The sequence below is a fragment of the Aurantimonas endophytica genome, from assembly GCF_014196845.1.
Lineage (GTDB): Bacteria > Pseudomonadota > Alphaproteobacteria > Rhizobiales > Rhizobiaceae > Aurantimonas > Aurantimonas endophytica.
In genome coordinates, this window is the sequence record NZ_JACIEM010000001.1 from 496,117 (window position 1) to 523,036 (window position 26,920).

The following is a 26,920-nucleotide window of genomic DNA, read 5'->3' on the forward strand; positions in this document are numbered from 1 at the left end:
TTCCGACGCGAACGATTCGGCTCAAAGGAATCAGGCAGAGCGCATGAAGATGACGGCTAAGGATTCAGGAGAGTTCGGTTTCGTTCCTGACATCACGTCCGGGACAGTCAGGGTCGTCATCGAACGCAATCCAGCCGCGCTGCCGGGCTTTTGGCCGCGAACCACCACCACTACGCCGGGGCGCTACTGGGTGTTCCAGTGCGCCGACGTGATCGAGGCCTGGTGCCCCTCGCTCGGCATGGCGCAGGGGATCGAGTCGCTTTTCGTCGCGGTGCTGGATGCACGCGACCAGCCGCTGCTCCTGCTGCCGCTGGGCATACGGTCGCGCGGCGGCGTTCGCCAGCTCGTCTTCCTCGACGAGACGGTGAGCGACTACAACGCGCCCGTCGTCTTCGCTGGCGCCCGCGATTTCGACGTCGCGACGATGCGGCGAGTCTGGCACGACATCGTCGCGAGCCTGCCCCCGTTCGACGTCGCCGTGTTGGAAAAGATGCCGGACATGGTCAAGGACTGGCCTAACCCGATGCGGTTCCTCGCCACCGGACCGAGTTGCGTCGGCGCGCACGGGATGACCCTGCCGGCTGATTGGGAGAGCGACGGCAAGAAACGTCTGCCCAACTTCAGGGACTCGCGTCGGCGTTTGCGAAAGCTCGCCGAGCGCGGCGCAGTCTCGATCGAAACGGCCCAGACCGCCGAGGAGGCATCCGCGATCCTTGAAGCGATGATCTCGATGAAGCGCAGGCAACTGCTGCGCATCACCGGCGTCGATCCGTTCGACGCCCGCCCCGGCTACGTCGACTACTATGTTGAAGCGACCCGCCGTCTGTTCGCCGGCGGAGCCGTGCATCTGTCGGCGCTGCGACTCGACGATCAGATTCTCGCGGCTCACTGGGGCTACGTGCTCGACGACCGATTCTACCAGCTGATGCCAACCTTCCTTGAGGACGAGGAGTGGCGGTTCTACGCCCCGGGCCGACTGCTCAACGAACACCTGATCGAGTGGAGCACGCGACAAGGTCTCGCCATCTTCGACTTCGGCTGCGGTGATGAGCCTTACAAGGCGGCGTATTGCGATCAGCACTGGTCGCTCAACGAGGCCGTGCTGCCGATGACCGCTATCGGCCAGCTCTGGAGCCTCGCCTTCAACGCGCGGCGGTTCGCCGCCGACCGGCTGCGCGAATCCGCGACCTGGAACACGATCAAGGCTTTTCGCCACCGCTTGCGTAGCAGGCGGCCCGCGGGCTGGCCGGCCTCCTGACCCATCGGCTCCTCCGGCGCGACGGCAAGCGGTAATCCAGATTAACGGCCAATGGCGCGTCCGAACCGCCATGCCCCCAGCGCCATCAGGATCGCGGTCGCATTATGGATGCTAGGCATGGCGGAAATCCCGAGGGGGTTCCGTTCGCCGATATATCCGTCCCAGAGCATATCCTGCGTCGTTAGTGCGAAAATCGGATAAACGGTGTCTGCCTTACGCAGGCTGTCCATCAGCGGCTGGTAGGGGTCGGGTAGCAGGCCAATGGCTGAATAGAAGCAGGGCCCGGCGGACGAGAAGGCCAGCGCCAGACAGTTTCCGACCACGATCCAAGTGAGAAAGTAGCTGAGCAGGTAGCGGGTTCGCAATTCCGATCGTGCAGTGCTGAAGGCAAAGGCGGTTAGGAACCCCCACATAAGGAAGGACCAGACGTTGTAGGCAACGTTCGTGAGAAAGACCACGAAGGGGATACCCATAACCGGTTGAAGGAACGCGTACGGGAGGGAACCGAGAAAAACTGCGCGGTCCCACTCGGTGAACGTTCCGTCCCATGCGAATGGCTGTATCAGCGGAATGTTGGTTTTGAGGTAGCCGAACAGGGTGATGAAAAAACGAAGATGGCGATGACCGGCAAGCCATTGCTGAGCCGGGCCGCAAAGACTTACACCCCCAGATCTCGCGAATTAGAGCGACGCTTGCGGAGCCTTCCGGCCGTGATCGGACGACGCGGTGGAAGCAGATCGCAACTACGATGAAGATGCACGATGGGCCGACGATCGCCGCAAATCCCATAGCCGCGGCGACGAGGCTGAAGGGATCGAAAGCCGACATGTTGGGATAGGCGAGCCGGAAAGCAATGACGATAGCGATCTGGAGCCCAATGGTAGCAATCAAGAGCCCTGGGCTCTGATCACCGCCCAGTTTTCAGAGCGGATCGAGTTGAAAATCTTCGTTCTTGGCCGATTAGGTAAGGCTGGATTGATCGTCATCGGTAATCCGTCGCAGAAGAGCGAAGAGGAAATTACCGCGCGATGGTTGCCAATAATTCATTAAAGCACGTTCTCTGGAGAAAGATGTACCTATAGTTAACAAGGAGGAGCGAGAATAGATAGACTTGGACGATCAATCCAGTCTCAAAGATTTCGCTGCGATTGAGGGGCTCTCTGTTGGTGCAGCCTCTGTCTTGTCCGCCATCGCGCTTTCACGCGGGAGCGTACAAGCCTGACAATGGAGATTTATAAGGCAGGACCAGTGTCGGGACCTCCGTATGTCACCATCCGTCCGTCCACATTCGTGCATTTCAGACCGAGTAACCGCGGGTGCGGGGTGCGGGGACAGCGGAAAATATGTCAATCTAATCAAAGCGACCGAATTCCCCGCACCTTTTCCTAACCGCTTGATTTGCCAAGGAACTAGCACCTTTCTCGACCGCACCAGCCTTCCTTCACGGCTACGAGCGTCAAGGCCTCCCGGCCGTCTCCCGCATCTCCTACCAGGATGCGGCGGTTGAACGCTCAAACCAGACCCACGACAGAATTTTCTATCGAGCTTCCTCGCAGCGGTTGCGGCGGGCTAGCGCGCGCGTGGCCGACATAGCGGTCAGGCCGTGGCTCCCCTCGTCCGCGTCGGGGCGCCTTGTGCCACGATCTCGCCGACGCCACTTCGCCCCGGACGAGTGCAGCAGGCATCACATGGCGCGGCGGATCTAAGAATGAGTCAGGAAAATCTCGGCGGCACGTTGCCGAAGCGGGCCCTCGTCCTCCTGAATGCCAGGGCCCGGAGCGGCAGCGACGGCTCCGCCGCGTCGGCGCTCGACGTGCTGCGGCAGGCCGGCATGCGGCTGCTCGACCCGGAACCAGGAGAGCGGCCGTTCCGAGAGATCATCCGCGAATATGCAGGGCAGGCGGATCTGGTGGTGCTCGGCGGCGGCGACGGGACCCTTCGAGCCTCGGCGGCGGCGCTCATGGAAGCGGGTCTGCCGCTGGGCATCCTGCCGCTCGGAACAGCCAACGACCTCGCGCGGACCTTGACCATTCCGACCGACGTGACCGCGGCCGCCGCTGTCATCGCGGCGGATCATCGGCGCGCCGTGGATCTCGGCGAGGTCAACGGCCAGCTGTTCTTCAACGTCGCCAGCATCGGCTTTTCGGCCGACCTCGCCCGCAGCCTGACGGCAGCGGCGAAGAAGCGCTGGGGCAAGCTCGGCTACGCCATCGCGGCCTTCAAGCTGCTGCGCCAGAGCCGCCCCTTCTCGGTCGAGATCGAGCATGACGGGGTGACGGAACGGGTGCGGACAGTACAGATCTCGGTCGGCAATGGCCGCTTCTACGGCGGCGGCATGGCCGTCGCGGCAAACGCCGCGCCGGATGATGGCCTGCTCGACGTCTACAGCCTGGAGGTTGAACACTGGTGGGAACTGGTCGCCCTCGCGCCCTCGCTGCGGTTCGGGACGCAGGGTCGATGGAAGAAGGTGAGGACCTTCCAGACGACCGCCCTGTCGCTGAGCACCAGGCGTCCCCACGATGTCAATGCCGACGGAGACCTCGCATCGAGTACGCCGGCGAGCTTCCGCATCCACCGCAAGGCGCTGAGTGTATTCGTGCCGGGTCGCCAGAGCGCATGACCGGCCAAGGCGGCTAGTGCCGCTCCACGGGAGCCTCGGCCGTTGCTCGAGGCGGCACGGACTCCTCGATCTCGAACGGACGGCGGCGGTTGTAGCGGATCGACGACCACAGGGCGATGCCGATGACGGTGGCGCCGCCGAGACCGGTCAGCACCTCGGGCACGTGGACGACGGCCTGCGCGTACATGATCACCGACAGGGCGAGGATCGCGTAGAAGGCACCATGCTCGAGGTAGCGGTATTCCAGGAGTGTCCCGCGCTCGACCAGCATGATGGTCATCGAGCGAACATACATGGCGCCGATGCCGAGGCCGATGGCGATGACGAACAGGTTCTGCGTCAGCGCAAACGCGCCGATCACGCCGTCGAAGGAGAAGCTTGCATCGAGAACCTCGAGATAGAGGAACGCGCCGAGCCCTCCCTTAGCGGCCCCGACCATGGCCTCGTTGGCCTTATCGAGGACCTTGCCCAGTATGTCGACGAACAGGAAGGTGATCAGACCGTAAACGGCCGAGAGGATGAATGTCAGTTTTTCGGCAGGGTCGACCAGATGGGCGAAGATCATCATGAGGACGAGGACGAAGGTGATCTCGGCGCCGCGCATGCTGGCGTAGCGGGTCACGCGCTCCTCAATGAAGCGGACCCAGTGAATTTCCTTGTGCTCATCAAAGAAGAAGCTGAGCGCCACCATCATCAGGAACGTGCCGCCGAATGCTGCGATCGACAGGTGGGCGTCCAGCATGATGCGCGAATATTCGTCCGGCTCGTTGATCGCCAGCTGCATCGCCGCGATCGGCCCGATGCTCGCGGCGATCGCCACGATCACCAGAGGGAACAGGACCCGCATGCCGAAGACGGCGATGAGGATGCCCCAGGTCAGGAAGCGCCGCTGCCAGACCGGCGTCATCTCCTTCAGCTTGTTGGCGTTGACAATCGCATTGTCGAAGGACAGCGAGATCTCGAGAACGGCGAGGACCGCACAGATGAAGAAGATCGAAAACGCCCCGCCGATCGTGCCGGTCGCGTTCCAGCCGAGCCAGGCGCCGAGCGCGAGGCCGACCGCAGTGACGATGAACGACCACGTGAAGTAATGCAGGCTCGCCATTTTGTGTCCGTTCGTGAGCATGACGTCGGCGGCCTCCGCTGTCACGCCAGACGGAAGAGGCGACGCTTCGGCAGCGACATCGCGATGTACGCCACTGCCAAGGCTTTTGCCATCGCCGAACCGCAAGTCGGCTACGTCGGGAACACCGATCAGGTCGATCGAGACGAGGTGCGTCTCGCCCGTTCCGGATTCTTTTGGTGGACCGCTGCAGATTTCCCGTCGCCGGTCGTTACGATCGCGTCAGACTTCTTTCGAACCGGGTGAAAATCCTCTAGACGCGGGGCGACTGCCCTTATGGGCAGGTCCGTCCGTTTCACCACAAGTCGGGGAGGGTGCATGGCTGATCCGCAGCTGACCAGCGACGCGCCCGCAGACGGCATGCGGAACGAGGTCTACGACGAGGACGGCTTCGTCGCGCAGCCGTTCCGCGAAACGGTCGAGGCGGCAATCGAGGCGGAGAACGCCGATTTCCTGCAGAAGGAAATCGGTCATCTGCACGAATCGGAGCTCGGCGACCTTCTCGAAGCTCTCGATGACGCGGAGCGCCAGTCCCTCGTCCGGCTCATGGGCGACCAGTTCGACTACACCGCCCTGACCGAGGTCGACGAAGCGATCCGCATGTCGATCGTCGACGCCATGCCGAACGAACAGATCGCCGAAGCCGTCCGCGAACTCGATTCGGACGATGCGGTCTACATTCTCGAAGATCTCGACGAGGCGGACCGCAAGGACATTCTCGAGCGTCTGCCGTTCCGCGAACGCATCCGGCTGCGCCGCTCTCTCGATTATCCCGAGGAGTCCGCCGGGCGGCGGATGCAGACCGAGTTCGTCGCGGTGCCGCCCTATTGGACGGTCGGCCAGACCATCGACTACATGCGCGAGGACGAGGACCTTCCCGAATCCTTCGCCCAGATCTTCGTCATCGATCCAGCCTTCAAGCTGCTCGGCGCGGTCGACCTTGACCGTATCCTGCGCGCCAAGCGGCCCGAGAAGATCGAAGACATCATGCACGAGACGCGCTACGCGATCCCGGCCGAGATGGACCAGGAGGAAGCGGCGCAGATCATCGAGCAGTACGATCTGCTCTCGGCCGCCGTCGTCGACGAGAGCGAGCGGCTGGTCGGCGTTCTGACCATCGACGACGTCCTCGATATTCTGCAGCAGGAAGCCGACGAGGACATCAAGCGTCTCGGCGGCGTCGGCGACGAAGAGATTTCCGATACCGTCTTCACCGCCGCCCGCTCGCGCTTCTCCTGGCTTTTGATCAATCTGGTGACGGCGATCTTCGCCTCGCTGGTCATCGGTCTGTTCGACGCCACCATCGAGCAGATGGTGGCGCTCGCCGTGCTGATGCCGATCGTTGCCTCGATGGGCGGCAATGCGGGAACGCAGACGATGACGGTGACGGTGCGGGCGCTCGCCTCCCGCGACATCGACCTCTACAACGCCGGGCGGGTCATTCGGCGCGAGACGCTGATCGGGCTGCTTAACGGCGTCCTCTTCGCGGTGATCATCGGCCTTGTCGCGGCCTTCTGGTTCGACAATCGCGGCCTGGGCGAGGTGATCGCTATAGCCATGATCGTCAATATGCTGGCAGCGGCGCTGGCCGGCATCCTGATCCCGCTGGTCCTCGACCGCTTCGGCGTCGATCCGGCCATTGCTTCCGGCACCTTCGTGACCACGGTGACCGACGTCGTCGGGTTCTTTTCGTTCCTCGGATTGGCTGCATTCTGGTTCGGCATCGGCTGACGCGCCACCCTGCTCAGTCCGTTCTGCTGCGGTGCGTGGATTGACTTTTACGTAAGTCTGGGATCATGCAGCTGTGGCACCGCTGTCGGGGATCCCGCTTCATGCGCGACTATTACACGATCACCGAGCTCACCCGGGAGTTCGACATCTCGACCCGGACGATCCGCTTCTACGAGGACGAGGGTCTGCTCGCGCCCATCCGGCGGGGGCGGACGCGGCTGTTCCGGCACTCCGACCGTCAGCTGTTGAAGAACATCCTGCGCGGCAAGCGGCTGGGGTTCTCGATCGCCGAGATCCGCGAGATCATGAACATGTACAAGAGCCCGCCGGGCGAGGCTGCCCAACTGCGGGCCATCGTGCGACGCGTCGGCGACCGCCGGCAGGAACTCGAGCAGAAGCGCCGGGACATAGAGGAATTGCTGCGTGAGCTCGACGCCGCGGAGGAGGCCTGCCTGACCCGCATGGCGGAACTGGGCGTCGGGCAGACGGCGCGGGCCGAGTAGCGGCCGCGCCCGCTTCGCCCACGCCATCAAGACACCTACTGCGGCCCGATCTCGTCCACCGTCCGGAACGTGCATTCGTTGATGATGTCGCGAATCCGCGTCATCTGCGCCTCGTCGGTGTCGCCGGCCATCAGCGCGTCGAAGAGATCCGCGGCGACGATCTCGCGCTGCGCGCAGTCGCAATAGGCCTGGCAGAAGCGCTCGTCCTGCTGCGCAAGACAGGCCCTGCTGCAATCGGAGCGGAACACCGCCTCGCGGTCCGGCGGCGCGATCAAGGCGAAGACGTAGACGATGCCGATCAGCACCGGCTGGTGCACCAGATAGAACAACAGCGAGTGGCGGCCGAGCCGGCCGAGCGGCGCGAGCGAGCGCAGCGACGAATTCCAGCGGCGCATCGTCTCGAAGAGACCGGCCGCCTGTGCCAGTCGCGCGGCCGCGATACCGGCGAGCACCGCACCGAAGAAGGGGAAGATCGGCACCAGGTCGTTCGACAGCGGCGGCGACTCGGCAAGGCCTGTCCAGGCCAGCCAGCGGGAGTCGAAGGCAGGGCTGGCGACGAACCAGGGCAGGGCGACTGTGCCCGTTGCCGCCAGCGCCGCGAAGACCCACGGCAGTCGCAGGAAGACGAGGCCGATCAGGCTCGCGATCACGATGTGGTGGAGAATGCCGAAGAACACGAAGCTGTTCGGCGTGGCGAAGTAAGTGGCGACCGAGACGGCCGCCGCCGCCGCCGCGACCTGGGCGAGCCGGGCGAGAAACGGGCGCCGGCGCACGCCGTTGCCATGCGCGAGAACCAGGCTTACCCCGACCAGGAACAGGAAGCTCGAGGCGATGACCCGGGCGAAGATGCGCCAGCCGCCTTCACCGGTCAAACCCCGGTCAAGATAGTTGAAGAATTCGAGATCCCAGGTGAAATGGTAGACCACCATGGCGAGCAGGGCGACGGCACGGGCGATGTCGACGATCTCGATGCGCCCGGTGGAGGCTGGACCGGCTGCTGGGGACACGCGTGTTCCTTGATGCTGGACAGCCACGGCGGCTTCCTATGTTGAACGGCAATGCCGCCGTTTCGCGCGGCGGTCCATCCCCGAAGAGGTACGTCATGAAGATCATCGAGGCGCACGGCGCTCGCATTCCGTCGATCGGCCTGGGCACATACACTCTCGAAGGCGAGACTTGCGTCGATATGGTGGCGAAGGCGATCGAGGTAGGATACCGCCACATCGACACGGCACGGATGTACGGCAACGAGGTGCAGGTTGGCGAGGGCATCCGGCGCAGCGGCATCGATCGGAGCGAGCTGTTCGTCACGACGAAGATCTGGTGGACCGACCTGACCGAGGACGCGCTTTCCGCGTCGGCCCACAAGGCCATCGAAGCTTTGGGCATCGGGGCGGCCGACCTCATGCTCATCCACTGGCCGAACCGGGACGTGCCGCTGGAAGAGTCGATCGACGCGCTGAACCGCACCGTCGCCGACGGGCTGACGCATCACATCGGCGTCGCCAATTTCACCAGCGCCATGGTCGACGAGGCGTGCGCCATGTCGTCCCGCCCGCTGGTCTGCAATCAGGTCGAGTATCACCCTTTCCTCTCGCAGGACGACGTGCTTTCGGCTTGCCGCCGCAACGAGATGGCGATGATCGCCTATTCGCCGATCGGCCAGGGCGGCGAGGTTCTCAACCATCCGGTCATCCGCGAAGCCGCGGAGCGGCACGGCAAGTCGCCGGCACAGATCGTGCTGCGCTGGGAGATCGAGCAGGACATGGTCGGCGCGATCCCCCGGACGTCCAACCCGGAGCGGCTGCAGCAGAACCTCGAGATCTTCGACTTCTCCCTGACCGAGGCCGAGCACGCGGCGATCACCGAACTCACGCGGCGCCGGGCGCGCCTCGTCGACCCGTCCTTCGCGCCGCACTGGGATCGCGCCTAGCCCGACGGGGCCCGTGACCTGACAGCAGGAGGTTCGACTGTTCTTCTACATCGCGAAGTTCGGCTGGTTCGTCCTGCAGCCGCTGGTCGCCATCATCCTGATCGCCGGCCTCGGCTTCCTGGCTCGCCGGCTGCGTTATCGGCGGCTGGGCTGCGCCCTTTACGGTCTTGCCGGCCTGGCGCTCGTCCTGTGCAGCCTGACCCCGGCCGGCCTGGTCATGATGGCAGTGCTGGAGGATCGCTTTCCGCGCCCGGCGCTGCCCGACGATGTCGATGGCATCGTCGTTCTGGGCGGCATGTTCGACACGCGTGTGGGTCGAACACGCGGGGAACCGGAGCTGAACGAGGCGGGGGATCGGGTCACCGTCGCCCGGGCTCTCGCGTTCCGCTACCCGGAGGCAAAGGTTTTGTTCAGCGGCGGCGTCGCAGCGGTGCTGGAAGAGGATATCCCGGAGACCGATGTCGCCGAAGCGTTCTTCGCCTCGCTCGATCTCGAACCTGATCGCCTGCTACTCGACGACCGCGCCCGCGACACATTCGAGAACGCCGTCTACGCCAAGGAACTGGCGCGACCGCAGCCGGGCGAGACCTGGCTGCTGGTCACTTCGGCGTCGCACATGCCGCGCGCAGTCGGCTGCTTCCGGGTCGCCGGCTTCGACGTGATCCCCTATCCGGTGGATTACCGGACGCCGAAGGGGCCCGCCCTCTGGCGGCCCTCGACCGCGACGACGCGAAATCTCGAAAAGGTGCACTTCGCCATTCGGGAGTATGTCGGTCTCGTCGCCTATCATGTCGCAGGTCGCACCGACGCGATGTTCCCGGCGCCCCGCTGACCGCAGCGGCGGAGGCGGTGCATCAGCGTCAATCGTGCACTGCGGCCCTGGCAGGGGAGCGATATTGCCGCTGTGCGATGATGGCCACGACGAGCGTCGTCGACAGGACCAGCGCGTAGGGCCCCAGAAACCAGCCGAGATAGGCGAGGGCGAAGAAGATGGCGCGCAGGCCGGTATTGAAGTTGCGGCCGGCGATCTGGTTGAGCCGCGCCGCCTTCAGCACCGCCCGTTCCCGAGTCGCCGCGTCGACGGTGGTGTCCGACGGCATCGGCACCGCGCCGATGAGAATCGAGCAATAGTTGAACAGCCGATACGCCCAGCCGAACTTGAAGAAGGCGTAGGCGAAGATCAGCACCAGCCCGAGCAGCTTGAGCTCGACGAGCGCCCGGTCGAGACCAGCATAGAACGGTAGATCGGCGGATATGGTGGCGATTCGCTCGGCTGAGCCGAGCAGCGCGAAGCAGCCGCCAATGGCGAAGATGCAGGCCGAGGCGAAGAAGGCGGTTCCCTGCTGCAGGCCGGCCATGATCGCCGTGTCGATCATTCGCAGGTCGCGCCGCGACATCACCTCCATCCAGCGTCCGCGCTGGACGTTCATGGCGCTGGAAAGTCCCTTCCCGGCCAGGGGTCCATGGTCGTTGAGCCAGTTGTACCCGAGCCACACGACGAGAAAGATCGCCAGGGCGACGCCGTCAGCCGTTTCCATCGTCAGCACCGGGCCACCTCCTACACCGCAAGCCACGCCGTTCGGATCGAGCGGGCTGCATATCGACTTCGTCGGGAGGTGACAGGGTTCGAAGGGCCCGCGCAAGTCCGGCTCAAGCCCATGCCGACAGGATGGCTCGATGAATCATCCGGGGGGTGCCTTGTACGGCGCCGGCTTAACGGATATTTAACGCCTGCAGACCGGGACGGGGGTCATGATGGGTCTGCAGCAATTCAACTCAGGGCAGTTTCATATATGGATGACAGTGTGCAGAAGTCGTGCTGGGGCGTGACCGTATGGACGGTCGCCGTTTTCTCAGCCCTCCTCGTGCTGGGCTTTCTTTTTGCCGGCGCCGAGACGGTGACGATCGCCGCGAACTGATCCCTTGCGGGCTGGCCGCTTCAGCTTCTCCGGCCGCTGCAGCGCCTCGCGCTGGCCGGCTGTCCCGTGAAGCTTGAAAGCAGTGCAGCTCGGATCCCGATCGGACTTTATCAGGACGCCGATCGCCTGAAAGGCACTTGATGCCGCTCCATCTCATCAAGCTTTGCGTGGGCGTCGAGACGGTCGATGAACTCGAGGCCTATGTCGCCGCCCGCCTCGACCACGCCCGCGCTACCGGCGCGGCCGTCGAACAGATCCACACGACGCGAATGGTCCCGAAGCGTGCAGCCGAACTCGCCGATGGCGGTTCGCTCTACTGGGTGATCAAGGGGCATACCCAGGTTCGGCAGCGTCTGCTCGCCATACGCCCCTTCGTCGACGAGGCGGGGATCGGGCGATGCCGCTTGGTCCTGGAGCCGGTCTTCACCCGGACCGCCTGGCAGCCGCGTCGGGCATTCCAGGGCTGGCGCTACTTGAAAGCCGAGGACGCCCCGATGGATCTTGGCGGGGGCGACACGCCGGACGAGGCGCTGCCGCCAGCCTTGAGCCGAGAGCTTTTCGAACTCGGCCTGCTCTGAACCACCAGATCAGCGAAAGCGCAGCCGTACGGCGGGCGTCCCAGAGGTTCCGGCGACCCGTATCCGGGTGTGCGAGATCGGCTGGGACGAGCGCCAGGCCCGCGCCCCGTGGCAGAGCAGCAGCGCTACCAGATCCTTTGCCTTGAGGCGCGAGCGTCCGTCGCGCACTTCGGCGAGGCGCATGGCTGCCTGATGCAGCGGATGGGCGCCGCCTTGGTTGAATGCCCGCGGAAAGGGTGCCTCCACACTCTCCTGCCCGAGACCATGCTGCTCGATCGACATGCCTGAATCCCCTCAAAACGCAGTACACTAGGATTTGAACCGCGCGGGCTTTCGCCCGCGGCGGGCATGTCAGTTGGCGACGGCGTAGCAATTGTAGTCGTTACGTTTCAGCGCGGCGCAGGCGGCCCATGCCTGGTCCTTGCTGGCGAAGCCGGCAAAGCGGGCGCGATGCAGCGTCTGCGAGCCGCTGCTGACCGGCTCGATGAACGGCTCGGCAACGGAGAGCGGTCCGCCGACCTTTCGCTTGGCCTCCGACAGCATGTTCATGGCGTCGGCCGCGGCGGGCGCTGCCGCGATCTGCACAACCCACGGCGAGCTTGGGCGAGAGACCGAAGCCGACTGGACGGAGCCCGTCGTCTCGTGGTCGACGGCACCCGGGATCCCGACCTGCGGCATGGGTACACCGCCGGTCAGAGCCGGGCGGGAAACGGCCGGGAAGGGGATGTGCGATGCCGGGCGCTCCTCGACGAGGGCGGCGCGCAGCGCGTCGCGGCCGACGATGGGGCGAGCATCGGGCTGCGGCAGCCGGGCGATCGCGCCGGCGGCGTCCGAGCCATAGGCCAGCGCAATGCGCTCGTCGACATTGACGACCGCCGGGCGCGAGCCGGGCACCGGACCGCTGGCGGGCAGGGAGGCGACCGTCGTGGCCGCAGGTGCAGAGGTTGCAACCGGCATCGGCGTCGGGACGCTGGCGCGCGAGGCGATCAGGGCGCCGCCGCCACGGGTGCTGGCCTGCGGCAAATACTGGTTGAGCAGCTTAACCATGTGGTCGTCGCGGGAACGGCCCGAGCGGCCGCCCATCACGACGGCGACGATGCTCTTGCCGTCGCGCTTGACCGACGACACGAGGTTGAAGCCGGACGCGTTGATGTAGCCGGTCTTGATGCCGTCGGTACCTTCGACGCGGCCGAGGACGCGGTTATGGTTGCCGAGGCGCGTGCCGCGGAAATTGTAGGAGCGGGTCGAGAAGTAGCCGTAATATTCCGGGAAATGCTCGCGAAGCGCGATCCCCAGCGTCGCCATGTCCCGCGCAGTCGTGCGCTGCTCGCTGTTCGGCAGGCCGTTGGCGTTCTTGAACGTGGTGCGAGACATGCCGAGCTTGCGGGCGGTCGCCGTCATCTGCTCGGCGAAACGTGCCTCCGACCCGGCGAGGAACTCGGCCATGACCACCGAGGCGTCGTTGGCCGACTTGGTGACGAGAGCACTGATGCCCTCCTCCACGGTGATCGACGAACCGACCTTCAGACCCAGCTTCGATGGCGGCCGCGCGGCAGCGTATTTCGACACCGGCATCTGGCTCGACTTGGAGATACGGCCGGTCTTGAGGGCGGCGAACGTCATGTAGAGCGTCATCATCTTCGTCAGCGACGCCGGATAGCGGTAGGCGTCCGCGCTGTCCTCGTAGAGGACCTTGCCGTTGTTCGCGTCGATCACGAATCCGGCATAGCGCGGGTTCGCGTGGGCCGCGGACATCTGCGAAAGGCACAGCGCGCCTCCGAGGGCGACGAAGCCGAGCGATTTGCCGAAAGCGACGGTGACGGCTCTGAGACGGGGAAGAATCTTGCGCACGCGGCTACTCTCTCGATCTGTCCTGCTGCGAACCTGCCGCCGAATACCGGGCATGATGTCGCAGGCACTTCCGATTCCGGCGGCGCCGAGCGCCCCGTTGCAATGCAGATTAGGCGGACGGGCTTACCAATCGGTTTATGGTTGCCGAACCCTTCCATAGCGCGGGCAAATATCAGTGGCTTAGAAAGCCGGCATCAATGCGGAGGCCGTTCAGAGACCGGCTCCGGACATTGAAGTGAATTGTGCAGTGCAATATATTTGGTTGGCATGAATGGGCCGCTGACGGCGGGCAGCGTCCTCAGCGCGAGAGAAATCCAGCAAAGGGAACGCGACGATGAATATCTACGAAGATGCGACGCGCACCAGCAGGAGCGTAGCGGACAGTGCCCTGCAATCTTTTACGGTGGTCAGCAGGGGTCTGCAGCAGCTTGCGACCGAGACGTCGGAATTCGGCAAGCGCTCCTACGAGCACCAGATGACGATGCTCGAGAAGCTCCTGCAGGCGAGGTCCATGGACAAGACCCTCGAATTGCAGAACGACTTCGCCAAGTCGATCTACCAGAGCTGGGTCTCTCAGGCGACAAAGCTCGGGGAGATCTACGCGGACATGTCCCGCGAGGCCTACAAGCCGTTCGAACAGATCGCGCTGGGTTCTTATGGCGGCGGCGTCGAGTACACCCGCGAGACGCCGCAGGCGCCGGCGAAGACGGCCAAGGTCGTCGACGCGCAGGCGTCCGCCTGAGGCTCGCCGGGAAGCCGCCAGGTCCCTGGCCCCCTTCGACGAATTGATATTCGAGGCCCGGCATTTGCCGGGCCTTTTGCGTCGCAGAAGAGTTCGGAGCGCCGCTCGCCGTCTCAATGACGGAGGGATGACAGGAGAATGCTTTGCCGCACGCCCGTTGCGTCTTAAAATCCTCCGCACGGCACATACATACGGTGCGATGAGAATGGTGGCTGAATTGACCGACGAGAAGCGCATGACCGATGGCGGGTTCGCCCCGGGGCGCGGACAGGCGGGGAAGGATGACGGCCGCGACGGCGACACCGATCGCGGCACGTCCGTCATCACCCGCACGAAGCCGAAGACGAAGCGGCCGAGCCTTTACAGAGTGCTCCTTCTGAACGACGATTACACGCCTATGGAGTTCGTGATCCACGTGCTCCAGCGGTTCTTTCAGAAGGATGCCGAGGCGGCCACCAGGATCATGCTGCATGTGCACAACCACGGCGTTGGCGAATGCGGGGTCTATACCTACGAGGTAGCGGAGACGAAGGTCACGCAGGTCATGGATTTCGCGCGCCAGCACCAACATCCGCTGCAATGCGTGATGGAAAAGAATTGAGGTGAAGCTTGCCGACATTTTCGCAAAGCCTTGAGAAGTCGCTGCATCAGGCGCTGACGCTCGCCAATGAGCGCCGGCAGGAATTCGCGACGCTCGAGCATTTGCTGCTTGCGCTGCTGGAGGACAAGGACGCCGCTGCCGTCATGCGGGGCTGCAGCGTCGACCTCGACCTTCTGCGCAAGAACCTGATCTCCTACATCGACACCGAACTCACCAACCTGGTCACCGGGCACGACGAGGATTCAAAGCCGACCGCAGGCTTCCATCGCGTCATCCAACGTGCTGTGATCCATGTGCAGTCTTCCGGTCGCGACGAAGTGACCGGCGCCAACGTGCTCGTCGCCATATTCGCCGAACGCGAAAGCCATGCAGCCTATTTCCTGCAGGAGCAGGAGATGACCCGCTACGATGCAGTGAACTTCATTTCGCATGGGATTTCCAAGCGTCCGGGCGCATCAGAAAGCCGGCCGCTCAGAGGCGCCGAGGACGACCAATCGACCGTGGGCCAGGATGACGACGGCAAGCGCAAGACGGCTCAGGACGCCCTGACTGCCTATTGCGTGAATCTCAACGAGAAGGCGCGCAACGGCAAGATCGACCCCCTCATCGGGCGGGCCGAAGAAATCAACCGGACCATTCAGGTCCTGTGCCGCCGCTCCAAGAACAATCCGCTCTATGTCGGCGATCCCGGCGTCGGCAAGACGGCGATCGCCGAGGGCCTCGCCAAGCGCGTGGTGGAGGGCGACGTGCCGGACGTGCTGGCCGATGCGACGATCTTCTCGCTCGACATGGGCACGCTTCTGGCCGGCACGCGCTATCGCGGCGACTTCGAGGAACGCCTGAAGCAGGTGGTCAAGGAGCTCGAGGAGTATCCGGGCGCCGTCCTGTTCATCGACGAGATCCACACGGTGATCGGCGCCGGCGCGACCTCGGGCGGGGCAATGGACGCCTCGAACCTGCTCAAGCCGGCTCTGTCATCGGGCGCGATCCGCTGCATCGGCTCGACCACCTACAAGGAGTATCGCCAGTTCTTCGAGAAGGACCGGGCGCTGGTGCGGCGCTTCCAGAAGATCGACGTGAAGGAACCCTCGATCGAGGATGCCGTGTCGATCCTCAGGGGCCTGAAGCCCTATTTCGAGGACTTCCACCGGGTGAAGTTCACAAACGAGGCGATCAAGTCGGCGGTCGAGCTGTCGGCCCGCTACATCAACGACCGCAAGCTGCCGGACAAGGCGATCGACGTGATCGACGAGACCGGCGCGTCGCAGATGCTGCTGCCGGAGGCCAAGCGGAAGAAGCAGATCGGCGTCAAGGAGATCGAGGCGACCGTCGCCACCATGGCGCGGATTCCGCCGAAGGCCGTCTCCAAGGACGACGAGGAAGTGCTCGCCCATCTCGACGAGCAGCTGAAGCGCGTCGTCTACGGCCAGGATGCGGCGATCGAGAACCTTGCCTCGGCGATCAAGCTGGCTCGTGCCGGCCTGCGCGAACCGGACAAGCCGATCGGCTCGTACCTGTTCTCGGGTCCGACCGGTGTCGGCAAGACCGAGGTCGCGCGCCAGCTGGCGTCGTCGCTCGGCGTCGAGCTGCTGCGCTTCGATATGTCCGAGTATATGGAGCGGCATACCGTCTCGCGGTTGATCGGCGCGCCTCCAGGCTATGTCGGCTTCGACCAGGGCGGGCTTCTGACCGACGGTGTCGACCAGCATCCGCATTGCGTGCTGCTGCTCGACGAGATCGAGAAGGCGCATCCGGACCTGTTCAACATCCTGTTGCAGGTCATGGACCACGGCAAGCTGACGGATCACAACGGCAAGCAGATCGACTTCCGGAACGTGATCCTGATCATGACGACGAATGCCGGCGCATCGGAAATGGCCAAGGCCAATATCGGCTTCGGGCATTCGCGGCGGAGCGGCGCGGACGAGGAGGCGATCAACCGCCTGTTCACGCCGGAGTTCCGCAACCGCCTCGACGCGGTGATCCCGTTCGGGTCGCTGCCGACGCCGGTCATCCACCAGGTGGTGGAGAAGTTCGTCATGCAGCTCGAGGCACAGCTGTCGGAACGCGGCGTGACCTTCGAACTGACGCCGGAGGCGGTCTCTTGGCTCGCCGAGAAGGGCTACGACGAGAATATGGGCGCCCGCCCGCTCGGCCGGACGATCCAGGAGTACATCAAGAAGCCGTTGGCTGACGAGGTACTGTTCGGCAAGCTGAAGCGCGGCGGCACGGTGAAGGTGACCGTGGACACGGCCGAGGACGGCACCAAGACGCTGGCCCTCGAGGCGATCGCCGACGAGGTGCCGCCGAAGCCGAAGAAGGCGGAGTCGCGCCGTCGCAGCAAGGTCACCGCGGACGGCGCGGAGATCGAGGAGCTGGACGAGGGCGAGACGCTCGAAGCCGACGAGGACGATGATGACGACGCGGCAGAAATCGCGGCGCCCGCAACCAAGTCGACCTCGAAGCGGCCGGCGACGGTGCCGAAAGTCCCGCGCAAGCTGAACTGATCCAGGAAAGGGCCGTCCGCCAGGGCGGCCCTTTCAGTATGACGGTAAGCTTGCCGGAGCCAACGGTGGAGAATCTCGATCCAGTCGACCCTCGCGGTTCGGCGTACTGGGCGCTGCAAGGCGTCAAGGGCATTGCCAGCGCCCCGGCGCTCATCCTCATCACTGCCTTCGTCGGCTTCGCCGGGCTGTCACGCGACGCGGGCCTCACCTGGGTCGAAGCGTCCTTCATGACGGCGGTGGTCTGGGCTCTGCCGGCCAACATCATTCTCGTCGGCGCCATCACCGCAGGCGCGTCGCTGCCTGCTGCGGCGCTGGCGGTGGGCCTGTCGTCGATCCGGATGATGCCGATGGTGGTCGCGCTGATGCCGGAGATCGTTGGAGCGCGCACGCGACGGACGACGCTGCTGTTCCTGTCGCATTTCGTCGCGATCACCGGCTGGGTCTTTGCGATGGAGCGGGCCCGGCACGTCCCCCGCGCGCAGCGGACGGCGTTCTTCGGCGGCTTTGCCGTGACGCTGACGGCGGCGAACACGGTCATCGTGGCCGTCGCCTTCAATCTGATGGGACAGCTGCCGGCCCTGGTTACGGGTGCCTTGGCGTTCCTGACGCCGGTCTATTTTCTCGTCTCATTGTTCGGATCGGCTCGGGACCTGTCAGGACGCCTCGCCCTCTTCACCGGCATGGCGGCCTTGCCGCCCGCCCATTATTTCTGGCCGAAGTTCGAGCTGCTGGTAGCCGGCATTGTCGGCGGCTTGGTTGCTTACGCGGCCGGGCAGTGGGCAGAGGGGCGCCGGCGCACGTGACCGGGCTCGACCTCAGCTTCGACGCCCCGTGGGGCGAGTGGTGGCCGTTCGTTTTCATTCTGCTCGCCGGGTGGCTGCCGACGGATGTCTGGCGCTACCTCGGCGTGCTGACCGCCGGCCGCATGGACGAGAACTCCCCGACCGCCTCCCTGACCCGGGCAATCGCGACGTCGATGGTGGCGGCGGTGATTGCTCAGCTCGTCCTGTTCCCTGCAGGCTCGCTCGCGGCGATTCCGACCGCTGCCCGGGTCGGCGCGATAGGCGCGGGGTTCGCCGCCTATCTCCTGTGCGGCCGGCGGGTGCTGGCCGCAATCATCGTCGCGGAAGCGGTGCTTCTCGGCGCGGCGTCGCTGATCTGAACTGAGGGTTGCCGCCGCGCGCGAGACTGGCGCGGCAGCGCTTCAGGCAAGTGCGGCGCGGATCTGCTCGGCCTGCTCCTCCAACTCCGCCTGAGGCGCGCTGCCGCCGCCGTGGCGCGCAACCGGCACGCCTGCATAGACAGGCACGACGTGGAAATGCAGGTGGAACACCGTCTGGCCCGCCGGCTCCTCGTTGAACTGCGCAACCTGCACCCCGTCCGCCCCGAAGGCTCTCCGAACGGCACGGGCCAGCCGGCCGACGATCGGCATGACGGCGGCAAGGGTGGAATCGTCGGCATCAAGAAGATTGCGCGACGGGGCCTTCGGAATGACGAGGCAGTGGCCCTTCGATTGCGGCATGATGTCCATGATCGCCATCGCCGTGTCGTCCTCGTAGAGCTTGAGGCTCGGAATCTCGCCGCGCAGGATCTTCGCGAAGATGTTGCCGTCGTCGTAGCTGGTCATGGAGGCTCGGCCCTCGTTGATGGTGCGCCGTAGGATAGGGGCCGGCACCCGCTTGTCCAAGCCGGGCGGCTAACTTTGCGACGCGCCGCCGTCGCCCTTCTTGTAGGGCGTGTGCTCACCGAGGATTTCCGACACCCGCGCAACCTCCTCGCGCTCGCTTTCCAGATAGTCCTCGACGGCGCGGCGAAGCCCCGGATGGCCGATCCAGTGAGCCGAATGCGTCGTCACCGGCTCGTAGCCGCGCGCCAGCTTGTGCTGGCCCTGCGCGCCAGCCTCGACTACGGCGAGCTTGTGCGCGATCGCGTAATCGATCGCCTGGTGGTAGCAGACCTCGAAATGCAGGAACGGGTGGTCCTCGATGCAGCCCCAGTTGCGGCCGTACACCGTGTCTCCGCCGATGAAGTTGAGCGCCCCCGCGATGAAGCGGCCGTTGCGGCGAGCCATGACCAGCAGAGTCTGGTCCGCCATGCGCTCGCCGATCAGGCTGAAGAAGCGCCGGTTGAGATAGGGGCGACCCCATTTGCGGCTGCCGGTATCGAGGTAAAAGGCGTAGAACGCGTCCCACGCCGCCTCGGTCAGGTCGCTGCCGGTCAGCCAGACGATCTCGATGTCGTTTTCCAGCGCCTCGCGCCGCTCGCGGCGGAGCGTCTTGCGCTTGCGCGAGGCGAGCGTGTCGAGAAACGCCTCGTAATTGTCATAGCCGCGGTTGAGGAAATGGAACTGCTGGTCCGTCCGGTGCAACCAGTCCGAGTCCTTGAGGACCGAAAGATCCTTCTCGATCAGGAAGGTGGCGTGGACGGATGAGACGCCGGTTCGCTCCGCGTAGGTCTTGGCGGATTCCGCCAGCGCCTGGCGGCGCACGTCCGCGCCCGGCGCCTGGCCTACGAGCAGGCGGGGTCCCGAGGCCGGGGTGAACGGCACGGACATCTGCAGCTTGGGATAGTAGCGCCCGCCGGCGCGCTGGAAGGCGTCTGCCCAGCCGTGGTCGAAGACATACTCTCCTTGGCTGTGGCTCTTGAGATAGGCCGGCGCGGCCGCGATCGCTTGGCCCGCTTCGTCTTCGAGGATCAGGTGCTGCGGCAGCCAGCCGGCACGCTCGCCGACGCAGGAACTGTCTTCGAGCGCGCTGAGAAAGGCGTGTGATACGAACGGGTTGGCAGAAACGCTTCGTGTCGTTTCGCCGGTGGCCGCCGGTCCAGCGCCAGCCAGTTCGTCCCAGGTGGATCTATCCACATGCGTGACGCTGTCGACGACCCGGACCACGAAAGTCCGTTCGCTCTCTTTTGCCGGGTTCTGCGCGGTCTCTCTCATGCGCTGAGACTTATGCCGTCCGTGCCGCAGCGCAAGCGGTCAGTGCTGCGGCGCGAAGCCTTCGAAAGTGATCTGGTCGGCGTAGCGCGCACTTTGCGCAGCATCGGCCGGCGAACGTACGGTCCATGTGATGACGGGCGCGCCCCGCTCGCTTCGAACCCACTGGACAAATTCGTTCGGCAGATGGTGGACGTTGTAGGACACGAAGTCGCAGCCGCGTTCGACCACCTCCTGGTGCCGGCGCAGCGCCTCCGGTTCCGTGCCCTCCGCCGTCAGCCCGACCGGATACGACAATCCGGCCTCGAGCAGCTGATCGATGAGCCATGGGTCGAACGACATCAGCGCCAGCTCGCCCAAATAGCCGGAGAGCGCCGGCCGGAGGCGCTCGACATAGCCGGCATCGGCTTCTGCGGAAATGCCCTTCAGCTCCATGACGACGGGCACCGCGCCGTCGACCAGCGCCAGAAAATCCGCCACCGGGGGGATGGCGGCGCCGCCGGCGATCAATGCCAGTCCGCCCAGTGTCGTGTCGTCTGTTTCGCGGAAGGCGCCGGCCCGGCCCGTGAGCCGGTCCAGCGTGTCGTCATGAAAGATGTATGGCGTGCCGTCGGCCGAGAGCTGGACGTCGCACTCGATGGCGTAACCCGCGGCGATGGCCGCCCTGGCGGCCGGAAGCGAGTTCTCGGCGATCGACCGGTTGCCGTCGTGCAGGCCGCGGTGGGCGATCGGACGCCGGACGAGCCATTCCAGCCCCCCACCGAACATCAGGCGAGCTCGAACAGCGCTTCGATCTCGACGGCCGCATCCATCGGCAGGGCCGGCACGCCGACCGCCGAACGCGCGTGACGGCCGGCATCACCGAGGATCTCGACCAGGAAATCCGAGGCACCGTTCGCCACCTTGTGCTGCTCGACGAACTCGGGCGCACTCGCCACGAAGACCGTCAGCTTGAGGAGGCGGGAGACGCGCGACCAGTCGCCGCCCATCGCCGCCTTGGCCTGCGCCAGCACGTTGACCGCGCAGAGGCGCGCCGCGCGCTGGCCGTCCTCGAGGCTGACGCCGCCACCGAGCTTGCCGGCCACCGCGATCGTGCCGCCCTCCAGCGGCAGCTGGCCGGAGGTCTGGAGGAGACTGCCCGTCACCACGTAGGGGACGTAGTTCGCCGCGGGCGCCGCGGCCTCGGGAAGAACGACGCCCGCGGCGCTCAGGCGGGATTCGATCGTGTCGGACATCATGTTGTCTTCCTTTGCCGTGACGGATACCAGCGTCCGGTGCCACTGCGCCTCACCGGCCAAATGGTCCCGTGTCCCGAATTCACGTCGAGCGGTAGCCCATCCGCCGTTCCAACGAAAGATCGAGCCGACATGCGAGTTTCGTCCATTGCGTTTCTGATGCTCGGGGCTGGCACGATGCACGCCGCATCCGCCGAACTCGCGCTGCATCGCGCTTCCTACGACCTTGCGCTGTCGGATGACGCCAGCGACATGGTCGGCGCCGAGGGGCGGATAGCGGTGGAAATCTCCGGCGACTGTGACGCCTACGATCTCGACTATCGCTTCGTCGCGCGCTTTCAGCAGGAGCAGGAGCTGATCGTCACCGACCAGCAGACGGAATCGCGGGAAGCACGGGACGGCTCGTGGTTCGAGTTCGAGACCAAGACCTTCGTCGACTCGAGCCCGCAGGACACGGTCAGCGGCACCGCCGCCACCGATGGCGGGCGCACCACCGTCACCTTTACCCAGCCCGGCGAGCACAGCGTCGAAGTCCCGCGGGCGCTGTTTCCGATGCAGCACACGCGCTCGCTGATCGAGAAGGCGGAGGCGGGGGAGCGGATCGTCGAGACGGCCCTCTTCGACGGCGACGACGACCCGCAGAAGGAACTGACCAGCACGGCGATCATCGGTCCCGGAGCGCCGGCAAATGCGACGGGTCCCGATGCACGGGCTGCGACAAGCGGCGAAGGAGCAGCGGCAGATCGCGGCGCTCCGCTTGCCGGGCTGCGGTCGTGGCGCGTCAGCGAGTCCTTCTACAACTCCGACAGTGACGCGGACGGCATGCCGGTCTTCGAGACCGCCTATACGCTTTACGAGAATGGCGTCTCCGACGACCTGGTGCTGCGCTTTGACGGCTACGCGCTGTCAGGCAGCCTCGCCAGCCTCGATCTGCTGGATCGTCCCGACTGCCCGTGAACCTTTCCGGGTGACCGACGATCGGCCGCCCGGAGTCCGATGCAAGCCCTCCGAAGCTTGCACTGGACCCGCTTTTGCGTTATTCGCGCGTCCATTCCACACACGGAAGTCGGGTTTCGACGGTTGGGCTCCAGCTCGGTCGACGCGATCCACCGGTGGCGGCCACAAGGCCGCTTCGTTCCGTGGAGGCTCAACCGGAAAAGGAAACATCCGATGGCTTTGCCAGACTACTCCATGCGCCAGCTGCTCGAAGCGGGCGTCCATTTCGGCCACCAGACGCATCGCTGGAACCCGAAGATGGCGCCGTATATCTTCGGCGCCCGCAACAATATCCACATTCTCGACCTCGGCCAGACGGTGCCGCTGCTGCACCGCGCGCTCCAGGCCGTGTCCGACACGGTCGCCCGCGGCGGTCGCGTGCTGTTTGTCGGCACCAAGCGCCAGGCTTCCGACATCGTCGCCGATGCCGCACAGCGCTCGGCCCAGTATTACGTCAACGCCCGCTGGCTCGGCGGCATGCTGACCAACTGGAAGACCATCTCCAATTCGATCCAGCGCCTGCGCAAGCTCGACGAGATGCTCGCCGGTGGCGAGGCCCGCGCCTTCACCAAGAAGGAGCGTCTGACGCTGCAGCGCGAGCGCGACAAGCTCGACCGGGCCCTCGGCGGCATCAAGGACATGGGCGGCGTGCCGGACATGATCTTCATCATCGACACCAACAAGGAGTCGATCGCGATCGAGGAAGCCAAGCGCCTCCACATCCCGATCGTCGCCGTCGTCGACTCCAATTGCGATCCGCTGCCGATCGACTACCCGATCCCGGGCAATGACGACGCCGCCCGCGCGATCACGCTCTACTGCGATCTGATCGCCCGTGCCGCCGTCGACGGCATCGCCCGCCAGCAGGGCGACACCGGCGTCGACCTCGGCGCCCTCGAGGAAGCTCCGGTGGAGGAGGATCTCCCGGCCGAGGAAGCGTCTGCCGAGGAAGCAACCGCCGAAACAGCAGCGCCGGAAGGCGAGGCTGCTCCGGCCGAGCCAGCCGCCGAGACCGCCGAAACCGCCGCCTGATCCGGCAGGGCGGGAGCCATTGGCACCCGCCCGCGCCTGGGGTCATCCTGCGGCGTCACGTAATGACGGCGTCACAATTCTGGCGCACCCGTTCGAACCGGACCGGTGCGCCCAATGATTTCTGAAGAGGCAAACATGGCAATCACCGCTGCGATGGTAAAAGAACTGCGCGAGATGACCGGCGCAGGCATGATGGACTGCAAGACGGCTCTTGCAGAGACCAACGGCGACATGGAAGCGGCGGTCGACTGGCTGCGCACCAAGGGCATCGCCAAGGCCGACAAGAAGTCGGGCCGCACGGCAGCCGAAGGCCTCGTCGGCGCGGCATCCGAGGGAACCCGTGCGGTGGTCGTCGAGGTCAATTCCGAGACGGACTTCGTCGCCCGCAACGATGCGTTCCAGACGCTGGTCCGCAACGTCGCGGCGGTGGCGGTGACGACCGACGGTTCTGTCGAGGCTGTCGGCTCGGCCGCCTATCCGGGCGGCTCGAAGTCGGTCTCCGACACGATCCGCGACACGATCGCGACGATCGGCGAGAACATGAGCCTTCGCCGCTCCGCCATGCTGACGGTCGGCGACGGTGTCGTCGCCACCTACATCCACAACCAGGTCGCCGACGGCCTCGGCAAGTTGGGCGTGCTGGTGGCGATCGAGTCGACCGGCGACAAGGCTGCCCTGGCCCAGTTCGGACGCCAGGTTGCGATGCATGTCGCTGCGACGAACCCGCTGGCGCTGACCGCTGATGAGATCGATGCGGCGACGGTCGAGCGGGAGAAGGCGATCTTCGTCGACCAGGCACGGCAGTCGGGCAAGCCCGACAATATCATCGAGAAGATGGTCGAGGGCCGGCTGCGCAAGTTCTACGAAGAGGTCGTGCTCCTGAAGCAGGGATTCGTGATCAATCCGGACCTGACGGTCGAGAAGGCGCTGGCCGAGGCCGAAGCTTCCTTCGGCGCGCCGGCAAAGATCACCGGCTTCGTTCGCTTCGCCCTGGGCGAGGGGATCGAGAAGGAAGAAGGCGACTTCGCCGCCGAAGTGGCCGCGGCCGCCGGCAAGAAGTAAGATCCCGTTCCGACGAGCGAGAGGGCGTCCGCTTCACAAGCGGGCGCCCTTATTGTATCGCAGGCCGACCGAACGGGGGCGCGATGGGCCGTCCACGCGCCTTCATCGGCTCGCTGCGGCAGTTGTGGCCCGTATTCGTTCCAGTGTTTCTGCGTCGGCTTCGCGGCTGGCGGAGGGGAACTGCGGACGCAAGCAAGGTGAACGATGACGTCCGAGATCCGCTACCGGCGTGTGCTTCTGAAGGTGTCCGGCGAGGCGCTGATGGGAAGCCAGGGATTCGGCATCGACGTCGCTGTCGCCGACCGCATCGCATCCGACATTGCCGAAGCGCGCCGGCTGGGCGTCGAGATCTCCGTGGTCATTGGCGGCGGCAACATTTTTCGTGGCGTCGCAGTCGCGTCAAAGGGTGGCGACCGCGTGACCGGCGACCACATGGGCATGCTCGGGACCGTCATCAACGCGCTCGCCCTGCGCACCTCGCTGACCAAACTCGGCATCGACACGATCGTCCTGTCCGCGATCGCCATGCCTGAGATATGCGAGAGCTTTTCCCAGCGCACGGCGCTCGCCCATCAGGCGGCAGGCCGCGTGGTGATCTTCGCCGGCGGCACCGGCAACCCGTTCTTCACGACCGACTCCGCCGGCGCGTTGCGCGCCGCGGAGATGGGGGCGGCAGCCCTGTTCAAGGGTACGCAGGTCGACGGGATCTATTCCGAAGATCCCAAACGCAATCCCGACGCGACCCGCTTCGAACGGCTGACCCATGACGAAGTACTCGGCAGGGGACTGGCGGTGATGGATATTGCCGCCGTGGCACTGGCGCGGGAGAACCATATCCCCATCGTGGTGTTCTCCATCCACGAGAAGGGTGAATTTGCCAAGATACTGTCTGGCGGAGGCCGGGCGACGATAGTCTCGGACTGAGTCGCTCTGCATAAGTATTGCCGAAAGAGGAACCGATGGCCGAACTCGACCTGAACGAACTCAAGCGCCGCATGGATGGCGCGATTTCCAGCCTCAAGAGCGATCTCGCCGGCCTGCGGACCGGACGTGCATCGCCGAGCTTGCTGGACCCGATCACGGTCGAGGCCTACGGTAACCAGATGCCGCTGAACCAGGTCGCCAACGTGACGGCGCCGGAAGCACGTATGGTCGCCGTCACCGTGTGGGACAAGCAGATGGTCGGAAAGGTCGAGCGGGCGATTCGCGAGAGCAGTCTCGGCCTCAACCCGATCACCGACGGCCAGACGCTGCGGATACCGCTGCCCGAACTCAACGAGCAGCGGCGCAAGGAGCTGGTCAAGGTGGCGCAGCAATATGGTGAAGGCGCCAAGATCGCCGCCCGTCATGTGCGCCGGGATGGCATGGAGACGCTGAAGAAGCTGGAGAAGGACGGGGAGATGGGGCAGGACGACAGCCGCCAGACCTCCGATCGCGTCCAGAAGTTGACCGACGACACCATCGCCGAGATCGAGAAGATGCTCTCGGTCAAGGAAGCCGAAATCATGCAGGTCTAGGATCGCCCAGATCCGGGCCGGCTGGCGACGGAACTCTCGAGAGAAGGTGGATCATACGGTGCGGCATCCCCAACACGTCGCCATCATCATGGACGGCAACGGACGCTGGGCCCATGCGCGGGGGTTGCCCCGCAGCATCGGGCATCGTCGCGGCGTGGAAGCCGTCCGCCAGGCGGTGCGTACCGCCGGGGAACTCGGCATCGACTACCTGACGCTGTTCGCATTCTCCTCGGAGAATTGGCGGCGGCCTCAGGAAGAGGTCGACGAGCTGATGGGCCTGCTGAAGCACTTCATCCGCCGTGATCTTGCCGACCTGCACAAGGAAGGCGTCCGGGTTCGCGTCATCGGGGCTCGCGACAACCTATCCGTCGATATCCGCTCGCTGCTCGAGGAAGCGGAGAATCTGACACGCGCCAACGAGCGCCAGACGCTGGTGGTCGCCTTCAACTATGGCGCCCGCGACGAGGTCGCCCGCGCCGTCCGCCGGGTTGCCACGAAGTTCGCCGCGGGCGAAGTGCCGCTGGAGGCACTGACGGCCGATTATCTGGACAGTCATCTCGATACCGCCGGAATACCCGACCCGGATCTCATCATCCGCACCAGCGGCGAACTGAGGCTGTCGAATTTCCTGCTGTGGCAGGCGGCCTATTCCGAATTCGTCTTCCTGCCGTGCCTTTGGCCGGATTTCGATCGCAAGGCCTTCGAGGAAGCCATCACGCAATATGCAAGCCGCGAACGCCGCTACGGCGGACTGTCCCGCGAAATAGCATCCTGAGC

General features: G+C 65.0%; 31 protein-coding genes. 21 read left to right on the forward strand and 10 right to left on the reverse strand.

The annotated features are described in order from the left end of the window. Window positions 1–43 precede the first annotated feature (43 nt). The gene (locus tag GGR03_RS02465; RefSeq protein WP_210291982.1) at window positions 44–1,258 is read left to right on the forward strand and encodes a GNAT family N-acetyltransferase; all 1,215 of its coding nucleotides are present in this window, start codon (window positions 44–46) and stop codon (window positions 1,256–1,258) included. A gap of 41 nt (window positions 1,259–1,299) precedes the next feature. On the opposite strand, the gene GGR03_RS02470 is transcribed toward GGR03_RS02465, so the two are convergent. Next, window positions 1,300–1,860, reverse strand: a complete 561-nt coding sequence (locus tag GGR03_RS02470; RefSeq protein ID WP_183206991.1) for a phosphatase PAP2 family protein — start codon at window positions 1,858–1,860, stop codon at window positions 1,300–1,302. A gap of 124 nt (window positions 1,861–1,984) precedes the next feature. On the opposite strand from GGR03_RS02470, the gene GGR03_RS02475 reads away from it, so the two are divergent. Beyond that, window positions 1,985–2,308, forward strand: coding sequence for a hypothetical protein (locus GGR03_RS02475; RefSeq protein WP_183205977.1), 324 nt, complete (start codon window positions 1,985–1,987; stop codon window positions 2,306–2,308). A gap of 658 nt (window positions 2,309–2,966) precedes the next feature. Then, window positions 2,967–3,878, forward strand: a complete 912-nt coding sequence (locus GGR03_RS02480) for a lipid kinase (RefSeq protein ID WP_183205978.1) — start codon at window positions 2,967–2,969, stop codon at window positions 3,876–3,878. 13 nt (window positions 3,879–3,891) lie between these two features. Here the strand turns inward: GGR03_RS02480 and GGR03_RS02485 are convergent, their stop codons facing one another. Then, window positions 3,892–5,004: a DUF475 domain-containing protein gene (locus tag GGR03_RS02485; RefSeq protein WP_183205979.1), complete on the reverse strand. Its 1,113-nt coding sequence runs from the start codon at window positions 5,002–5,004 to the stop codon at window positions 3,892–3,894. A 63-nt stretch (window positions 5,005–5,067) separates the two neighbouring features. Here GGR03_RS02485 and GGR03_RS02490 point away from each other — a divergent pair, with 63 nt between their 5' ends. The 3 genes from GGR03_RS02490 (at window position 5,068) to GGR03_RS02500 (ending at window position 7,235) form a co-directional block, all read left to right on the forward strand. Then, the gene (locus GGR03_RS02490) at window positions 5,068–5,247 is read left to right on the forward strand and encodes a hypothetical protein (RefSeq protein ID WP_183205980.1); all 180 of its coding nucleotides are present in this window, start codon (window positions 5,068–5,070) and stop codon (window positions 5,245–5,247) included. Window positions 5,248–5,319: 72 nt separating this feature from the next. Beyond that, window positions 5,320–6,732 (forward strand): magnesium transporter, encoded by a 1,413-nt coding sequence (mgtE, locus tag GGR03_RS02495; RefSeq protein ID WP_183205981.1) that lies wholly within the window; start codon window positions 5,320–5,322, stop codon window positions 6,730–6,732. Window positions 6,733–6,833: 101 nt separating this feature from the next. Continuing rightward, window positions 6,834–7,235, forward strand: a complete 402-nt coding sequence (locus tag GGR03_RS02500) for a MerR family transcriptional regulator (protein ID WP_163044942.1) — start codon at window positions 6,834–6,836, stop codon at window positions 7,233–7,235. Window positions 7,236–7,270: 35 nt separating this feature from the next. Here the strand turns inward: GGR03_RS02500 and GGR03_RS02505 are convergent, their stop codons facing one another. Next, entirely contained in the window at window positions 7,271–8,242 is a 972-nt protein-coding gene (locus tag GGR03_RS02505) for a heparan-alpha-glucosaminide N-acetyltransferase domain-containing protein (protein WP_252920111.1), read from the reverse strand. Between the two features lie 95 nt (window positions 8,243–8,337). Here GGR03_RS02505 and GGR03_RS02510 point away from each other — a divergent pair, with 95 nt between their 5' ends. Further along, window positions 8,338–9,168 (forward strand): aldo/keto reductase, encoded by an 831-nt coding sequence (locus GGR03_RS02510; protein ID WP_183205982.1) that lies wholly within the window; start codon window positions 8,338–8,340, stop codon window positions 9,166–9,168. A 217-nt stretch (window positions 9,169–9,385) separates the two neighbouring features. After that, on the forward strand, window positions 9,386–10,000 hold the full coding sequence (locus tag GGR03_RS02515) for a YdcF family protein (RefSeq protein ID WP_246367568.1): 615 nt from the start codon (window positions 9,386–9,388) through the stop codon (window positions 9,998–10,000). A 28-nt stretch (window positions 10,001–10,028) separates the two neighbouring features. Here GGR03_RS02515 and GGR03_RS02520 read toward each other — a convergent pair whose 3' ends face one another. After that, on the reverse strand, window positions 10,029–10,706 hold the full coding sequence (locus GGR03_RS02520; RefSeq protein ID WP_183206994.1) for a DUF599 domain-containing protein: 678 nt from the start codon (window positions 10,704–10,706) through the stop codon (window positions 10,029–10,031). 255 nt (window positions 10,707–10,961) lie between these two features. On the opposite strand from GGR03_RS02520, the gene GGR03_RS24555 reads away from it, so the two are divergent. Together GGR03_RS24555 and GGR03_RS02525 are read left to right on the forward strand one after the other, a co-directional pair. Then, on the forward strand, window positions 10,962–11,087 hold the full coding sequence (locus GGR03_RS24555) for a hypothetical protein (protein ID WP_281354616.1): 126 nt from the start codon (window positions 10,962–10,964) through the stop codon (window positions 11,085–11,087). A gap of 140 nt (window positions 11,088–11,227) precedes the next feature. After that, window positions 11,228–11,665: a DUF1489 family protein gene (locus GGR03_RS02525; RefSeq protein WP_183205983.1), complete on the forward strand. Its 438-nt coding sequence runs from the start codon at window positions 11,228–11,230 to the stop codon at window positions 11,663–11,665. Between the two features lie 9 nt (window positions 11,666–11,674). On the opposite strand, the gene GGR03_RS02530 is transcribed toward GGR03_RS02525, so the two are convergent. Both GGR03_RS02530 and GGR03_RS02535 read right to left on the reverse strand, forming a co-directional pair. Then, entirely contained in the window at window positions 11,675–11,947 is a 273-nt protein-coding gene (locus GGR03_RS02530) for a hypothetical protein (RefSeq protein WP_183205984.1), read from the reverse strand. A 69-nt stretch (window positions 11,948–12,016) separates the two neighbouring features. Then, window positions 12,017–13,516: an SPOR domain-containing protein gene (locus tag GGR03_RS02535; RefSeq protein ID WP_252920110.1), complete on the reverse strand. Its 1,500-nt coding sequence runs from the start codon at window positions 13,514–13,516 to the stop codon at window positions 12,017–12,019. Window positions 13,517–13,850: 334 nt separating this feature from the next. Between GGR03_RS02535 and GGR03_RS02540 the strand changes: the two genes are divergently transcribed. From GGR03_RS02540 to GGR03_RS02560, 5 genes are all read left to right on the forward strand, one after another. Further along, window positions 13,851–14,258, forward strand: a complete 408-nt coding sequence (locus GGR03_RS02540; RefSeq protein WP_183205986.1) for a phasin family protein — start codon at window positions 13,851–13,853, stop codon at window positions 14,256–14,258. 235 nt (window positions 14,259–14,493) lie between these two features. After that, window positions 14,494–14,859 carry an ATP-dependent Clp protease adapter ClpS gene (gene clpS / locus GGR03_RS02545; RefSeq protein WP_183206995.1) on the forward strand — a complete coding sequence of 122 codons (366 nt, stop codon included), beginning with the start codon at window positions 14,494–14,496 and terminating at the stop codon, window positions 14,857–14,859. Between the two features lie 8 nt (window positions 14,860–14,867). After that, the gene (clpA, locus tag GGR03_RS02550) at window positions 14,868–17,366 is read left to right on the forward strand and encodes an ATP-dependent Clp protease ATP-binding subunit ClpA (RefSeq protein WP_183205987.1); all 2,499 of its coding nucleotides are present in this window, start codon (window positions 14,868–14,870) and stop codon (window positions 17,364–17,366) included. A 65-nt stretch (window positions 17,367–17,431) separates the two neighbouring features. Then, window positions 17,432–18,169: an AzlC family ABC transporter permease gene (locus tag GGR03_RS02555; RefSeq protein WP_252920109.1), complete on the forward strand. Its 738-nt coding sequence runs from the start codon at window positions 17,432–17,434 to the stop codon at window positions 18,167–18,169. After that, window positions 18,166–18,528 (forward strand): AzlD domain-containing protein, encoded by a 363-nt coding sequence (locus GGR03_RS02560; protein ID WP_183205989.1) that lies wholly within the window; start codon window positions 18,166–18,168, stop codon window positions 18,526–18,528. Before GGR03_RS02555 ends, GGR03_RS02560 begins: the two co-directional genes overlap by 4 nt. Window positions 18,529–18,570: 42 nt before the next feature. Here GGR03_RS02560 and GGR03_RS02565 read toward each other — a convergent pair whose 3' ends face one another. From GGR03_RS02565 to GGR03_RS02580, 4 genes are all read right to left on the reverse strand, one after another. Beyond that, entirely contained in the window at window positions 18,571–18,993 is a 423-nt protein-coding gene (locus tag GGR03_RS02565) for an HIT family protein (protein ID WP_183205990.1), read from the reverse strand. A 69-nt stretch (window positions 18,994–19,062) separates the two neighbouring features. Next, a complete protein-coding gene (locus GGR03_RS02570; RefSeq protein WP_183205991.1) occupies window positions 19,063–20,304 on the reverse strand; it encodes a GNAT family N-acetyltransferase in 1,242 nt (413 codons plus the stop codon). Between the two features lie 39 nt (window positions 20,305–20,343). After that, window positions 20,344–21,069, reverse strand: coding sequence for a glycerophosphodiester phosphodiesterase family protein (locus tag GGR03_RS02575; protein ID WP_183205992.1), 726 nt, complete (start codon window positions 21,067–21,069; stop codon window positions 20,344–20,346). Continuing rightward, window positions 21,069–21,536 carry a RidA family protein gene (locus GGR03_RS02580; protein WP_183205993.1) on the reverse strand — a complete coding sequence of 156 codons (468 nt, stop codon included), beginning with the start codon at window positions 21,534–21,536 and terminating at the stop codon, window positions 21,069–21,071. The genes GGR03_RS02575 and GGR03_RS02580 overlap by 1 nt, the downstream gene beginning before the upstream one ends. Before the next feature lie 177 nt (window positions 21,537–21,713). Here GGR03_RS02580 and GGR03_RS02585 point away from each other — a divergent pair, with 177 nt between their 5' ends. The 6 genes from GGR03_RS02585 (at window position 21,714) to GGR03_RS02610 (ending at window position 26,918) form a co-directional block, all read left to right on the forward strand. After that, on the forward strand, window positions 21,714–22,493 hold the full coding sequence (locus GGR03_RS02585) for an EipB family protein (protein WP_183205994.1): 780 nt from the start codon (window positions 21,714–21,716) through the stop codon (window positions 22,491–22,493). A gap of 213 nt (window positions 22,494–22,706) precedes the next feature. Beyond that, a complete protein-coding gene (gene rpsB, locus GGR03_RS02590) occupies window positions 22,707–23,564 on the forward strand; it encodes a 30S ribosomal protein S2 (RefSeq protein WP_183205995.1) in 858 nt (285 codons plus the stop codon). A 135-nt stretch (window positions 23,565–23,699) separates the two neighbouring features. Beyond that, window positions 23,700–24,626 (forward strand): translation elongation factor Ts, encoded by a 927-nt coding sequence (gene tsf / locus GGR03_RS02595; protein WP_183205996.1) that lies wholly within the window; start codon window positions 23,700–23,702, stop codon window positions 24,624–24,626. A gap of 204 nt (window positions 24,627–24,830) precedes the next feature. Then, window positions 24,831–25,550, forward strand: coding sequence for a UMP kinase (pyrH, locus tag GGR03_RS02600; protein ID WP_183205997.1), 720 nt, complete (start codon window positions 24,831–24,833; stop codon window positions 25,548–25,550). Between the two features lie 35 nt (window positions 25,551–25,585). Then, window positions 25,586–26,143: a ribosome recycling factor gene (gene frr / locus GGR03_RS02605; protein ID WP_183205998.1), complete on the forward strand. Its 558-nt coding sequence runs from the start codon at window positions 25,586–25,588 to the stop codon at window positions 26,141–26,143. Between the two features lie 88 nt (window positions 26,144–26,231). Next, window positions 26,232–26,918, forward strand: a complete 687-nt coding sequence (locus tag GGR03_RS02610) for an isoprenyl transferase (protein ID WP_210292020.1) — start codon at window positions 26,232–26,234, stop codon at window positions 26,916–26,918. Window positions 26,919–26,920 lie beyond the last annotated feature (2 nt).